The following is a 13,106-nucleotide window of genomic DNA, read 5'->3' on the forward strand; positions in this document are numbered from 1 at the left end:
AGGAATCGACGAGATCCCACGGGATGTGCAGCGCCACGGTGGGGGCGAGCGCCGTGTGGGCGTGCACCTGCGCCGCATCGGCGATCTTCTCGTACGGGTCGCGGGGCGTGCCGGGCGTGCCGAACACCCGGAAGCGGGTGCCGGAGTTGCCGAACGCCCAGCTCGGCAGCTCGATCGCCTGCGTCTCGAGCGCGGACAGGATCTCGGGGGACAGGGTCATGATGCGCTGCCTTCTTCGGTGCGGGCGGCGCGCAGCGTGTGCGTGCCAGGGGTGAGTTCGGTGGGATCGTCCAGCGTCCAGCCCGGGGCCAGTGCGACCTCGGCGGTGACGCCGAGTGGGATCTCGACGGTCAGACGCGCCTCGGCGCCGGTACGGGTCCAGTCCACGGCGATCCGGCCGGCGGGAGCGTCCACGTGCGCCTGGCAGTGGTCGAGCACGCCGTCGAGGTCGGGCGCGATGCGGGTGCGCCGGTAGCCGGGCTCGAGGAGCTCGATGCCCGCGAGGCGCCGCATCATCCAGTCGACCACGCAGCCGAAGGCGTAGTGGTTCATCGACATCCGCTCGACCGTGCCGTCCTCGTGCACGGCGTTCCACGCCTCCCAGATGGTGGTGGCGCCGTGGTCGACCTCGTACAGCCATGAGGGCGCCGTGTCCTGCACGAGCAGCGCCCGCGCGAGGTCGGCATGACCCTCATCCCACAGCACGTCCAGCAGGAACGGGACGGAGACGAACCCGGTGTCCAGATGCACCCCCGCCTCCTGCACGAGCTCGACCAGGCGGGCCACCGCGCGCGGGCGGATCTCGTCGGGCACGGCGTCGAACGCGAGGGCGAGCACGGCGATGCCCTGCATGTCGGGGCCGATCCGCCCGTCGTCGCCCACGTACTCCGCGGCGAAGGCGGCACGCACCGCCGCCGCGTGCTCACGCGCCTGCGCAGCGGTCACGGCATCTCCGAGCGCCTCGGCGGAGGCGGCGTAGAGGTCCAGGGAACGGATCTGGAACAGGGGGCCGGTGAGCTCCGCGGTCAATTGCGGTGCGAGCATGATCGCCGAGAACTCGTCGAGCCCTGCGGCCTCGGGCCGGGATCCGTCGAGCGTGGACGGCGCCAGCCAGTCGCCGAAGTTCATCCGGCCGTTCCAGAGCAGGCGCTGCCGGGCGAGCCGCTCGGGGGAGAGCGAGGCAGGATCGAGCCCTGCCGGGAGCGAGGCCGCGGCGCCGGCGGTCTGGTGCTCGACCCAGGTGCGCATCGCCTCGAGGTTGTCGCGCAGGAACCGCGGATCGCCGTAGTGGCGGTACAGCTCCCACGGGGCGATCGTGATCGCGTCGCTCCATCCCGCCGCGTCGCTGATGTCGCCGAGGCCCGCGTTCGGGCGGTCCGGATCGTCCATGGCCGGCGGCATCGGCACGATGATGGGCACGATGCCGCCGTGCGCGTCCTGGTCGACGCGCACGTTGCGCAGCCAGCGGTCGAGGAACGCGGCGACGCCCATCAGGGTCGCCGCGGTCGGCGCGAAGATCTGCAGGTCGCCGGTCCAGCCGGCCCGTTCGCGTTGCGGGCAGTCGGTCGGCACCGCGAGGAAGTTGGAGCGCTGCGACCAGATCGTGTTCTGCACCAGGCGGTCCAGCCGCGCGTGGGACGAGGAGAACGAGGCGGTCTGCGCGAGGTCGTTGGCGATGACGACTGCGGTGAAGTCCTCGGGCTCGGGCGTTCCGGGGTAGCCGATCAGCTTGACGTAGCGGAACCCGTGGAACGTGAACAGCGGCTCCCACTCCTCGCCCTCGGGGCGGCCGGCGAGCACGTACTCGTCGGCCTGGTCCTTGTTCACGCCGAGGATGTTGTCGAGGAAGTTGCCCTCCGCGTCGATGACCTCGGCGTGCTCCAGCCGCACGACCGTTCCGCGCTCGCCGCGGACGCGCATCCGCACGCGCCCCGCCATGACCTGACCGAAGTCGATCACGGTCTCGCCGGCCGGCGTCGTCAGGATGCGCTGCGCCGGCAGTTCGCGGACACGCCGGATCGGCTCTCCGACGAACGGCACGAGGGGCACGGAGACGGGGAGGAGCGCGCACGGCGTCCACCCCTCGGACGCCTCGGCGTCGGCCGACGGCTCATCCCAGCCCGGCATCTCGGCACGCGCGTCGTGGCGCTCGCCGATGAAGATGTCCGACCAGTCGATGGGCCCGCGGGAGCTGCGCACGGAGGCATCCGGGCGGATCACGTGTCGGCTGCCGTCCGGGAGGTCCACCTCCAGGCGCCAGGTGGCGCGGAGGATGTCGCCGTACTGTGCGCTGCGCCCGAGGATCGAGATCCGGCCGGCGTACCAGCCGTCGCCGAGGATCACGCCGAGCACATTGGCGCCTTCGCGCAGCAGCGAGGTGACGTCGTGCGTCATGACCGAGATCTCGTGCTGGTAGCTCTCGTAGCCGGGGGCGAGCAGTCCGTCCCCGACGGGGCGGCCGTTCAGCGAGGGCTGATGCACGCCCTGGCTGCTGATGCGCAGTCGCGCCGACACCGGTGCCGCGGGGAGGTTGAAGGCCTGCCGGAGGTGCCGCGGCGGGTGCAGGCGCTCACCGGGCGGCGCGGCGTCGGCGGCAGGCGCGAAGACCTCGGGGCCGATCTCGAGGGGCCCCTCGGCGAGCACGCGCTCCTGCACCGGCTCCGCCCACGGCGCGTCCCAGTCGGCGAGCCCGATGCCGAAGCCGGCCGACGCCTCGACCTCCGCGCCGTCCGCATCGCGCACGGCGAGGTGCCAGCGGTAGTCCGAGCCGGGGGCTCCCTCGAAGTCGACGGCTTCGAGCGCGGTCGCGTCCGAGTCGATCCATCCGGAGTCGTGCGCCACGGCGCCGTCAGCGGCGGTGATGCGGATCCGGTGCGCGCGGGGCGCGGATGCCGTTCCCTCTGCGCGCACCCGCCAGGTGAGCCGCGGCGTGACGCGCCGCAGGGCGAGAGGATTCTCCAGGTGATCCGCGCGGAGGTCGGAGAGGACGAGGGGCATCGACGGGGCTCCTTTGCTCTGAATCGATTCAAAAACTGAGATCGACGATACGTCCTGCGAAGTCCCGTCGTCAAGCTGACCGGATTCTGGCGGAGCCGTCAGTCTGAAACAGTTTCGTGCAACGGGGGTTGTGAATCGATTCAAAGCTTGCTAGCGTGCAGACACCCCGGATCCGCAGCGCCCCTCGGCCGCCGCGCACCGCCTCGTCCCGTTCAAAGGAGAACCATGACCGTCGAGTCCCCCGCCGTCCGCCAGCCGAACCCGTGGTGGGTCGGCGTCGTGTGCGGCATGGCGTCGTACATCGATGCCGCCACGATCGTCGCGACCGGCATCGCCCTCGTCATCTATCAGCACACGATCGGCATCACGCCGGACCAGATCGGCATCCTGTCCGGCATGCTCACGCTCTCGATCGCCATCGGTGCGATCTTCGGCGGCCGGCTGGGCGACGCGTTCGGTCGTCGTCGGGTCTTCCTCGTGACGATGCTCGTCGTCATCGTCGGGATCGCCCTGCTCGTCTTCGGCTCGTCGTTCCCCGCACTGCTCGTCGGCGTCGTCTTCGCGGGACTCGGCACGGGAGCGGATCTGCCGGTGTCGCTCTCGACGATCTCCGAGGCGGCCTCCGAGAAGAACCGCGGCGCGATCATCGGCCTGTCCAACATCCTGTGGGTCGTCGGCATCCTCGGCACCATCGTGATCGCGACCTTCGCCGGCGGACTGGGCCGCATCGGCGGGCAGCTCCTGTTCGGTCAGGTCGGCATCATCGCGGCGCTCGTCTTCCTCGCCCGCCTCACGATCCCCGAGTCGCCGTTCTGGCTGGCCGCCCGTGACGAGCGCCGCCGTGGCGTGGTCACGGTCCGCGCCGACCGCGCATCGGTGCGCGACCTCCTGCGCAAGCCCTACCTCGCGCCGTTCCTCGCCCTGCTGGTCTTCTACGCGCTGACCAACGTGGGCGCGAACACCGGCGGTCAGTTCGGCACCTACCTCGCGGTGAACGTCGCGGGCATCCCCGTCGAGACGAACTCGGCGATCGGCCTGCTCTCGTTCCCGATCGGCCTGCTCGCGGGGCTGTGGTTCATGCGCATCGTCGACGGCAAGCACCGCATGACCTACTTCGTGTTCGGAGCGATCGTGCTGCTGCTCGGCTACCTGACGCCGGCGGTGCTGGGCTTCAGCCTGCCCACGATCATCGCGATGAACCTGTTCATGGGCGTCGGCGGTGCGTTCGCGTTCGAGGGGATCATGAAGGTGTGGACTCAGGAGTCGTTCCCCACGCTGCTGCGCACGACCGCGCAGGGCGCGGTCATCGCCGTGGCCCGCGTCGTGGCGGCTCTGCTCGCGTTCGTCACGCCCGCCCTCATCGCGGTCAGCCCGCAGGGGCTGTACGCGGTGCTCAGCGGCGTCGTCGCGGTGGGGCTGATCGTGGCCTGGTTCGCCTTCCGCAAGGCGGGGGAGAGCCAGTTCGTCACGGAGTCGCTGCGCACGGTCGCCGTCGAGCCCGAGCCCGAGGCGGACGCGGCCCCGGTCGAGTCCTGATCCCCCTGCACGCCCACGATCCGGAAGGACCGAGATGGAAAACCCGCTGACCCACGCCGACTTCCTCACCGCGGAGGCCCCGCGCGAGGCCGCGATCCGCTTCCGGCGCACCATCGTGCCCGAGCAGCCGCGCGAGGAGGTGGTTTCCGCCAGGCTCGTCGCGACCGCGCTGGGGGTGTACGAGGCCCGTCTGGACGGCGCTCCCGTTTCGGACTCGGTGCTCGATCCGGGCTGGAACGCGTACGAGTGGCGGCTGCCGTTCCAGACGTGGGACGTCACGGATGCGGTGCGCGGCGGATCCGGGGAGCTCTCCCTCGACGTGCTGGTGGGCAACGGCTGGTACCGCGGCGACCTGGGCTTCGAGGGGGCGAACGCCAATTACGGGGAGCAGATCGCCCTCGCCCTCGCTCTGGAGCTCGTGTTCGAGGACGGCGCGGTGCAGACCGTCCTGACCGATCCGTCCTGGCGTGCAGAGACCACCGAGGTACTGCGCAACTCGCTGTACAACGGCGAGACGATCGACGCCCGCCTGCGCGGAGAGCCGGGGGAGGAGCTCGCCGTCTCGACGGTCGACGTCGATCGCAGCCGGCTCATCGCGCAGGCGGGGCCTCCCGTGCGCCGCCAGGAGACGCTTCGGCCGGTGCGGATCTGGACGTCGCCCGCCGGGCGCACGCTCGTCGACTTCGGCCAGAACCTCGTCGGCTGGATCCGCGCGAGCCTGCAGGGGCCGCGCGGGACCGAGATCGTGCTGCGGCACGCCGAAGTGCTCGAGGACGGCGAGCTGGGCACGCGGCCGCTGCGCGCTGCTAAGGCGACCGATGTGTTCGTGCTCTCCGGCGGCGAGGACGTGTTCGAGCCGACGCTCACCTTCCACGGCTTCCGCTATGCCGAGGTCACAGGCTGGCCCGGAGAGCTGCGCCCGGAGGATCTGGAGGCCGTCGTCGTGCACTCCGAGATGCGCCGCCTCGGCTCCTTCGAATGCTCGGACCCGCTGGTCACCCAGCTCGTGCGCAACTCGGTGTGGGGACAGAAGGGCAATTTCCTCAGCGTCCCCACCGACTGCCCGCAGCGGGATGAGCGGCTGGGCTGGACGGGCGACATCGCGGCCTACGCGGCCTCGGCCTCGTTCCAGTTCGACACGTCCGACTTCCTGCACGACTGGCTCGAGGATCTGCACGCGGAGACCCGTCACTCCTCGGCGGGGATCGTTCCGATCGTCGTGCCGGACGTGCTCAAGTACGCGCACTTCGGTGACGACTTCGCCTTCCCCGCCCTCGGTGCGACGGCCATCTGGGGCGATGCCGCGGTGTGGGTGCCCGAGGCGCTGTGGTGGGCCTACGGCGATCGCGATCGGCTGGCGACGCACTACCCGGCGATGGTGCTGCATCTCGAGTCGGTGGAGCGTGCGCTCTCGCCGAGCGGGCTGTGGGACGAGGGCTTCCAGTTCGGCGACTGGCTGGATCCGGATGCGCCCCCGGAGAACCCGGCCGCGGCGAAGGCGGATCCGCATGTCGTCGCGACCGCGTGCCTGTACCGGTCGGCCTCGTTCGCGGCGGAGGCGGCGGAGATCCTCGGGAAGGCCGCCGATGCGGAGCGCTGGCGGGCTCTGGCGGAGCGCACGCGCACCGCGTTCCAGGAGCACTACGTGGAAGCCGGCCGGGTGCGCTCGGACTGCGTCACGGTCTACGCCCTGGCGATCTGCTTCGGGCTCCTCGACGACGTCGATCGCGAGAAGGCGGCCGACCGGCTGGCCGAGCTCGTGCGCGCCGGCGACTACCGGGTCACGACCGGTTTCGCGGGCACCCCGTTCGTCACCTGGGCGCTCTCCGACACCGGTCACGTGGAGGATGCGTACCGCCTGCTGCGGGAGAAGGAGAACCCGTCCTGGCTCTACCCGGTGACGATGGGCGCGACCACGGTGTGGGAGCGCTGGGACTCGATGCTTCCCGACGGATCCATCAATCCCGGGGAGATGACGAGCTTCAACCACTACGCGCTCGGCGCGGTCGTCGACTGGATCCACCAGGTCGTCGGAGGCGTCCGGCCCGCCGAGCCCGGTTACGCCAAGGTGCGCATCGAGCCGGTCCCCGGGCCGGGCATCACCTGGGCGCGCACCCGCTACGAATCCGCGGCGGGCGAGATCGCCGCCCACTGGAGCACCGAGGACGAGGGGTTCGTGCTCGACGTGCGGATCCCCGACGGGGTCCCCGCGGAGATCGTGCTCCCGGGAGGGGCGGCGCATGAGGTCGTCGGAGGCGAGCACCGCTTCGTCGCGTGACGCGCGGCCGCGCCCCGATCTGCGGGCGCGGCCCGCCCCGGCTCCGGCCGAGGGATGCCCTAGGCTCGCTGTGCGAGAGAAGGGGGCGGCGATGGTCGTGAGCGTCCGGGAAGTGGCCGAGGACGCCGGTGTGTCCGTCGGCACCGTCTCGAACGTCTTGAACCGTCCGGAGCGCGTCTCCGCCGAGACCGTGTCCCGGGTGCAGGCGTCGATCGCCCGCCTCGGCTACGTGCGCAACGACGCGGCGCGGCAGCTCCGCGCGGGGCGCAGCCGCACGATCGGGCTGGTGGTGCTCGACATCCGCAACCCGTTCTTCGCCGAGGTGGTGCGCGGCGCCGAGCAGCGCGCCGACGAACACGGCCTGTCGGTCCTCGTCGCGAACAGCGATGAGGACGCCCGTCGCGAGGGCCTGCTGCTCGACCTCTTCGAGGAGCAGCGGGTCGCGGGCGTGCTCATCACGCCCGTCGCCGACGCCCTGCCGCGACTGCAGCAGATGCGCGAGCGCGGCACGCTCAGCGTGCTCGTGGACCGCGAGACGAGCGATCCCGGCTTCTCCTCGGTCGCCGTCGACGATGTGGAGGGCGGCAGGATCGCCGCCGCGCACCTGCTCGAGGCCGGCCGTCGCCGCCCGGCCTTCGTCGGCGGGCCCGTGTCCCTCCGCCAGGTCTCGGATCGCCTCAGCGGCGCGCAGGCGGTCGCCGCGGAGGCGGGGGTGGGACTCGAGTTCATGGCAACCGGCGCGCTCAGCGTGGAGGAGGGGCGCCGGGCCGGTCGCCTGCTCATGGAGCGGCCGGTCGCGCAGAGGCCGGATGCGATCTTCGCCGCGAACGATCTGCTGGCGCTGGGGATCCTGCAGAGCCTGGTGATGGCCGGCGACGTGCGGGTCCCGCAGGACATCGCCCTCATCGGCTACGACGACATCGACTTCGCCGAGGCGGCGGTGATCCCGCTGAGCTCGATCCGTCAGCCGGCGGGCCTCATCGGGTCCACCGCCGTCGACCTGCTGCTGGGTGCCGCCGACGTCGGATCCGCTGCCGCGGAGCGCGTGCTCTACCGTCCGGAGCTGGTCGCGCGCGCCTCCACGCTCGGCGTCTGAGCGACGCGCCGACGCGCCTTGTCGGGCTCGATTTCCGGTGACCGTATCCGCCGGGTATGCTTGATCTTCGCGCCCCCGGTCGGCTGAAGAAGCGGGGCGGGCGTGCATGGCGAGTTGCCCGAGCGGCCAAAGGGAGCTGACTGTAAATCAGCCGCGGAATGCTTCGGGGGTTCGAATCCCTCACTCGCCACCCCAGACGGAAGGCCCTCGCACTGCGGGGGCCTTCCGCCGTTCGGTGGGTCGTTCAGGCGGTTCGTCGTGTAAGCCGGCCAGACGGTCAACGTCTTCGGTGATGATGCGGATCGATGCGAACCCCACAGCGGTTTCCGCTCCTCAGGCCGCGCGGCGCGACGAGTTCATCCTCCGCCCGGCCACCGGCATCGTCGACGGCGTTCCTAGACTGGAGGCCATGCATGCCCTCACCGAAGACCAGCTCCGGGCGTCCTTCCGCAACGCCGAGCCCGATGAGGTCGCCGAGATCGCGATGCCGCACGACCTGCTCCTCGCCGAGTGGGACTATCTCGACTTCTTCGCCTGGCGGGATCCGATCGCCGCGCGCAGCGGCTACATCGTGATCGAGCAGGACGGGGAGGCGGTGGGGATCGTGCTCCGCGCGGCGGATCCGTCTCGCGTGCGCTCGGGCATGTGCAACCTCTGCCACACGATGCAGCCCGGCAACCAGGTCGCCCTGTTCGCGGCCCGCCGCGGCGGGCCCGAGGGGCGGAAGGGGTCGGTCGTCGGCACCTACATCTGCGCCGACCTGTCCTGCCACGAGAGCGTCCGGCTGGCGCCGCCGCTCGCGCCCAACGAGATCCGCGCGGAGCGGCTCGCCGATCGGCGCCTCGACGGCACCCACCGCCGGGTGCACGCCTTCGTCGCCTCGGTCCTCGGCGACTCCGCCTGAACCTCAGGCTCACGAAGTCTGGGACTCGGTGCCATGATCCGCCGAGCGCGGGTAGGCTGAACGGGCGGTCGACGGCCGCGCGATCGCCGCTGATCTAAGGAGCCCCATGTCCGAGCCGCTGCTCTATCGTGTCGAGGACGGCCTCGCCAGGATCACCCTGAACCGCCCGCAGCGGCTCAACGCCTTCAACGCCGAGCTGGCGCACGCCTGGGCCGAGACCACCGCGGCCGCGGTGGCGGACAGCGCGGTGGGCGCGATCCTGATCGAGGGCGAAGGGCGCGCGTTCTGCGCCGGCGGCGACGTCATCGACATGGCGACGGGCATGGGCGGCCCCGACGAGATCGAGCGCCTCGCCCAGGTGATCCACTCCGGCATCTCCTCCCTGGTCTCGTCCTCGGTGCCTGTCGTGGCCGCCGCGCACGGCACGACGGCGGGCGGAGGGCTGGGCATCCTGCTCGCGAGCGACTACGCGGTGGTCGGATCCGACTCGCGCTTCGGCAGTCTCTACGCCAACGTCGGCTTGACGCCCGACCTGTCGGTCAGCGCGCAGCTGGCCGCCGCCGTCGGCGAGCGGCGCGCCCTGCAGCTGTTGCTCACCGACCGCATGCTCACCGCCGAAGAGGGCGTGGAGTGGGGCATCGCGGCCGAGGCGGTGGGGGAGGGCGACGCGCCTGCGATCGCCGCGGCGGTGCGCGCTCGCGCCGAGGAGATCGCTCGCTTCTGGCTCTCCGGGGCGTTCGGTGCCTACGGACAGGCGAAGCGTCTCGTCCGCTCGCGGCCCGAGCGCTCCTTCGCCGGGCAGCTCGATGAAGAGGCGCGCAGCATCGCCGCGGCCTTCAGCGGTGCCGAGGCGCAAGGACTGATCGCAGCGTTCGCCCAGCGGTCGGCCGCGCGCTGACGCATCGCTCCGCACAACCGCGCGCGCACGCCGCTTCTCCACCGTCGACGCTTCATCCTGAGCCCGCCGCATCCGGCATGCGAGGATGAAGGCACGACAGACGGGGGATCCCATGGCGAACACGACGACGCCGGCGAAGTCCGGACCGAACACCTCCTTGCTCATCCGCGGGGCCATCTGGATCGCGATCGGCGCACTCATCGCGGCTGCGCTGGTGTGCGTGGTCTGGGTGCTGATCGGAGACCAGCAGGGTCTCATCGGCCGCGCCTTCCTGACGATCGTGCTGCTCGCGGGCTTCGCTGCGATCGCGATCCTCGAGGCGAGTCTCGCGCCCCACCGCGAGGACTGGCTGGCCCTGCTCAGCATGATCTCGTGGATCGTCGCGCTGCTGGTCGGCGCGGTCAAGATCTGGCTTCCCGACGACACGCTCTTCTTCGGCGGGATCGAGCGGTTCTTCCACCTCGTGCTCGTCGTCGCCATCCTGCAGCTCGCGCTGCTGCACGTCCGGCTGTTCCAGAAGGCCGCAGCCCGTCATGAGACCACGTTCACGCGCGCGATCGTGTGGGTGACGTACGCGTTCCTCGCGTCCTTGGTCGCGATGCTGGTGTTCTACCTGACCTTCCCGCACACGTTCCACTACGACGAGCTGTACTGGAGGATCGTGGTGGCCCTCACGATCCTCACCGCGGTCGGGACGATGCTGATCCCGCTGCTGAACGCCCTGTTCGCCCCGAAGCGTCCGGCGCAGGTTGCGGCCGCCCCGCACCCGGCCGCGTACCCGGCTCCTCAGCCTCAACTGCAGGCGTGGCCGACCTTCGCCGACGGCCGCACGCCCCTGCCGATCCTCCTGGACGGCACGCCCGACTGGAACGCGTACTACACGGGTATCCCCTCTCCCGGCGCCACGATCCCCGGTCAGGCGGCTCCGGCGACGGTTGCCGCGCCGGCCGAGCTCGCGGCGCCGGCGCCCCAGCCGTTCACCGGTGGGCATGGACTCCAAGGGGCGGCTTCCTCGGGCGGTGCAGCGCTGTCGAGTCCGGAGCACGGCGGCGAGGCCCCGGTCTTCCCGCAGGCTCCGCCGGCCCCGCCGATCGCACCTCCGTCCGCCTCGTGAGCGCCGCGGAACTCCGCGAGCTTGCCGCGGACATCGCCAGAGAGGCCGGGGAGCTGGCTCGCCGGCGGCGCGACGAGGGGGTCTCGATCGCGGCGAGCAAGTCGACCCTCGCCGACATCGTCACCGAGGCCGACCGCGAAGTCGAGGTCCTGATCCGTGCGCGGCTCGACGCCGAACGGCCGGGCGACGGCTTCCTCGGAGAGGAGTCCGGTGGCGGCGAGGGCACCACCGGCATCACCTGGGTCGTGGATCCCATCGACGGCACCGTCAACTACGCCTCGGGCATCCCGCTGTACGCCGTGAGCATCGCCGCGGTCGAAGGCGGTGCGGATCCCGACGGCTGGAACGCGGTCGCCGGCGTCGTGCACTCACCGGTCGTCGGCGAGACGTTCTCCGCCGCGCGCGGAGAAGGCGCGCACGTGAACGGGGTGCGACTGCGCGTCGCCGAACCGGGCCCCGCGGGCGCGCTGCTGGCGACCGGCTTCGGATACGACCCGTCCACCCACGCCGGCGACCTCGCAACCGTGGGTCGGGTGATGCCGATCGCCCGCGATCTGCGGCGTGGGGGGAGCGCAGCGACCGATCTCGCGTACGTGGCCGCCGGGCGTCTCGACGGCTACTTCGAGCGAGGGCTCTCGCCGTGGGACTTCGCGGCGGGCGCGCTGCTCGTGCAGGAGGCCGGCGGGGTGTTCCTGCGTCCCGAGGGGCGTGAGGTGGCCCGTCGGCTGAACCTCGCGGGCGGTGCGGGTGTGGTCGAGGAACTGCGGCGGAGGATCCTCGACGCCGGTTGAGCGCGGCCCTCTGGAGGGTGGACACGCCCGTGTGACGCAAGCGTCGCCTCGATTCGGTGGCGCGCCGAATCTTTGGTATTCTCGACTGGTTGCCCGCGAGGGCAGCACGCCCCGATAGCTCAGTGGCAGAGCACTTCCATGGTAAGGAAGGGGTCGTCAGTTCAATCCTGACTCGGGGCTCGCAGTATCCATCGGATGCCGTGCGGCAGGGTAGCTCAGTTGGTGAGAGCGCACGACTCATAATCGTGAGGTCGCGGGTTCAAGCCCCGCTCCTGCTACCGATCGAAACCCCCGGATTTCCGGGGGTTTTCTCGTATCCGGAGACGTCCGAATCGCCGCCCGCGCGCATCGAGCTCCTGATCGTCCGGCCGCTCCGCTCCTGCCTGACGCGTCGATGTCGTAGCGTGAGCGCATGAGTCCGCATAACCCGCTCCTGCCGGACGCCTACGACGTGGCGTGGACCGTGTTCACCGTGCTGCTCTTCGCGTTGACCGTTACGGCCCTGACCTCCCTGATCCGACGCGCGCACCGGCTCTCGTCGATGAGGGCGATGGTGTGGGCCGTCGTGATCATCGCCGCGCCCGGACTCGGGCCTGCGGCCTGGTTCGGTGTCGGTCGCCGCTCGCCTGCTGAACGGCCCGAAGAGAGATAGCTCTCTGCACGAAACCCGGAGCAGCCTCGCGCACGCCTTCCCCCGTCCTCGGGTGGCGCCGCGAGCGCCGAGATCGAGTTCCGTCTGTTTCGCGACACCTCATGATCCGAGTTCGCGACATGTCTCCTCTGAAGGGGCGCGACAGAAGAACCGGGAGCGCCGCAGGTTTCAGAATCGACGGAGGGTACTTTTCCTCATCGATGCGGGTTCGCCTCGTCTGGTGAATAACGAGGGGCGGACTGATGGATCTGCGTGAATATCTCCGGGTGTTCCGAGCGCACTGGCTCGGAATGGTCCTCATCGCTTTCCTCGGCGTCGCCGTCGCGTTCGGGTGGAGTCTGCTGCAGCCGAAGGCGTATACCGCCGACGCCTCTGCGATCGTGCAGGCGGCCTCCTCGTCGACCGGCCCGTCGTCGGATCTGAGCTCGGCCATGCTCGGGAACACGCTGACCGCGGGTCGTGTCAAGACCTACGTCACGCTCGGTCAGTCCCGCGCTGTCGCTCAGGGAGTGATCGACCGTCTGCACCTCACCATCCGTGCCGAGCAGCTCGTCACTAAGGTCGCCGTCGCCAATGTCGTCGATACGGCCAATCTGGAGGTGACCGTCACGGCGAGCACCCCGGAGATGGCGCGCAGCATCGCGGAGGCATGGGTGAAGTCCATGGCTTCCGAAGTGAATCGTCTCGAAACGGGCGACCCTGACAGGAAGGGCGCGGTGTTTTTGAGTCCGATTGATTCGGCGCGTTTGCCGGATGCGCCGTCGTCGCCGAATACGCGGTTGGCGTTGGCGTTGGGGGCGTTGGTGGGTTTGGCGGTCGCGGTGGGGTATGGCCTGTTGC

General features: G+C 70.7%; 10 protein-coding genes, 3 tRNA genes and 1 pseudogene. 12 read left to right on the plus strand and 2 right to left on the minus strand.

All coding sequences use genetic code 11. From position 1 onward, the window contains the following. Nucleotides 1-220: pseudogene (locus tag RL72_RS00815) on the minus strand (L-rhamnose isomerase); the annotation flags it as partial. After that, nucleotides 217-2,997 (minus strand): alpha-L-rhamnosidase, encoded by a 2,781-nt coding sequence (locus tag RL72_RS00820; RefSeq protein WP_052674098.1) that lies wholly within the window; start codon nt 2,995-2,997, stop codon nt 217-219. The pseudogene RL72_RS00815 and the gene RL72_RS00820, both read right to left, overlap by 4 nt. 225 nt (nt 2,998-3,222) lie before the next feature. Between RL72_RS00820 and RL72_RS00825 the strand changes: the two genes are divergently transcribed. From RL72_RS00825 to RL72_RS00880, 12 genes are all read left to right on the plus strand, one after another. Continuing rightward, nucleotides 3,223-4,533: an MFS transporter gene (locus tag RL72_RS00825; RefSeq protein ID WP_045248904.1), complete on the plus strand. Its 1,311-nt coding sequence runs from the start codon at nt 3,223-3,225 to the stop codon at nt 4,531-4,533. Between the two features lie 34 nt (nt 4,534-4,567). Further along, a complete protein-coding gene (locus RL72_RS00830; protein WP_045248905.1) occupies nt 4,568-6,811 on the plus strand; it encodes a family 78 glycoside hydrolase catalytic domain in 2,244 nt (747 codons plus the stop codon). A gap of 91 nt (nt 6,812-6,902) precedes the next feature. Continuing rightward, nucleotides 6,903-7,907, plus strand: coding sequence for a LacI family DNA-binding transcriptional regulator (locus RL72_RS00835; protein ID WP_045248906.1), 1,005 nt, complete (start codon nt 6,903-6,905; stop codon nt 7,905-7,907). Nucleotides 7,908-8,015: 108 nt separating this feature from the next. Then, nucleotides 8,016-8,097, plus strand: a tRNA-Tyr gene (locus tag RL72_RS00840). 102 nt (nt 8,098-8,199) lie between these two features. Beyond that, a complete protein-coding gene (locus RL72_RS00845) occupies nt 8,200-8,811 on the plus strand; it encodes an FBP domain-containing protein (RefSeq protein ID WP_309599110.1) in 612 nt (203 codons plus the stop codon). A 106-nt stretch (nt 8,812-8,917) separates the two neighbouring features. Next, nucleotides 8,918-9,709 carry an enoyl-CoA hydratase/isomerase family protein gene (locus RL72_RS00850; protein ID WP_045248907.1) on the plus strand — a complete coding sequence of 264 codons (792 nt, stop codon included), beginning with the start codon at nt 8,918-8,920 and terminating at the stop codon, nt 9,707-9,709. Nucleotides 9,710-9,821: 112 nt separating this feature from the next. Further along, nucleotides 9,822-10,823 carry a hypothetical protein gene (locus RL72_RS00855; RefSeq protein WP_052674099.1) on the plus strand — a complete coding sequence of 334 codons (1,002 nt, stop codon included), beginning with the start codon at nt 9,822-9,824 and terminating at the stop codon, nt 10,821-10,823. Next, nucleotides 10,820-11,614 (plus strand): inositol monophosphatase family protein, encoded by a 795-nt coding sequence (locus RL72_RS00860; protein ID WP_045248908.1) that lies wholly within the window; start codon nt 10,820-10,822, stop codon nt 11,612-11,614. The genes RL72_RS00855 and RL72_RS00860 overlap by 4 nt, the downstream gene beginning before the upstream one ends. A 108-nt stretch (nt 11,615-11,722) precedes the next feature. Beyond that, a tRNA-Thr gene (locus RL72_RS00865) sits at nt 11,723-11,794 on the plus strand. Between the two features lie 24 nt (nt 11,795-11,818). Further along, nucleotides 11,819-11,892: transfer RNA gene (locus tag RL72_RS00870), tRNA-Met, on the plus strand. A gap of 134 nt (nt 11,893-12,026) precedes the next feature. Then, on the plus strand, nt 12,027-12,266 hold the full coding sequence (locus RL72_RS00875) for a PLD nuclease N-terminal domain-containing protein (protein ID WP_045248909.1): 240 nt from the start codon (nt 12,027-12,029) through the stop codon (nt 12,264-12,266). A 242-nt stretch (nt 12,267-12,508) separates the two neighbouring features. Then, on the plus strand, nt 12,509-13,106 hold a 598-nt coding region (locus RL72_RS00880), incomplete at its 3' end, for a YveK family protein (RefSeq protein WP_045248910.1).

This window comes from Microbacterium azadirachtae (assembly GCF_000956545.1).
Classification (GTDB): domain Bacteria; phylum Actinomycetota; class Actinomycetes; order Actinomycetales; family Microbacteriaceae; genus Microbacterium; species Microbacterium azadirachtae.

Bases quoted from the DNA above. Each gene is read 5' to 3' on its own strand.
- RL72_RS00820 (WP_052674098.1), bottom strand. From the start codon at position 2,997: ATGCCCCTCGTCCTCTCCGACCTCCGCGCGGATCACCTGGAGAATCCT.
- RL72_RS00855 (WP_052674099.1), top strand. From the start codon at position 9,822: ATGGCGAACACGACGACGCCGGCGAAGTCCGGACCGAACACCTCCTTG.
- RL72_RS00875 (WP_045248909.1), top strand. From the start codon at position 12,027: ATGAGTCCGCATAACCCGCTCCTGCCGGACGCCTACGACGTGGCGTGG.
- RL72_RS00835 (WP_045248906.1), top strand. From the start codon at position 6,903: ATGGTCGTGAGCGTCCGGGAAGTGGCCGAGGACGCCGGTGTGTCCGTC.
- RL72_RS00845 (WP_309599110.1), top strand. From the start codon at position 8,200: ATGATGCGGATCGATGCGAACCCCACAGCGGTTTCCGCTCCTCAGGCC.
- RL72_RS00825 (WP_045248904.1), top strand. From the start codon at position 3,223: ATGACCGTCGAGTCCCCCGCCGTCCGCCAGCCGAACCCGTGGTGGGTC.
- RL72_RS00830 (WP_045248905.1), top strand. From the start codon at position 4,568: ATGGAAAACCCGCTGACCCACGCCGACTTCCTCACCGCGGAGGCCCCG.
- RL72_RS00850 (WP_045248907.1), top strand. From the start codon at position 8,918: ATGTCCGAGCCGCTGCTCTATCGTGTCGAGGACGGCCTCGCCAGGATC.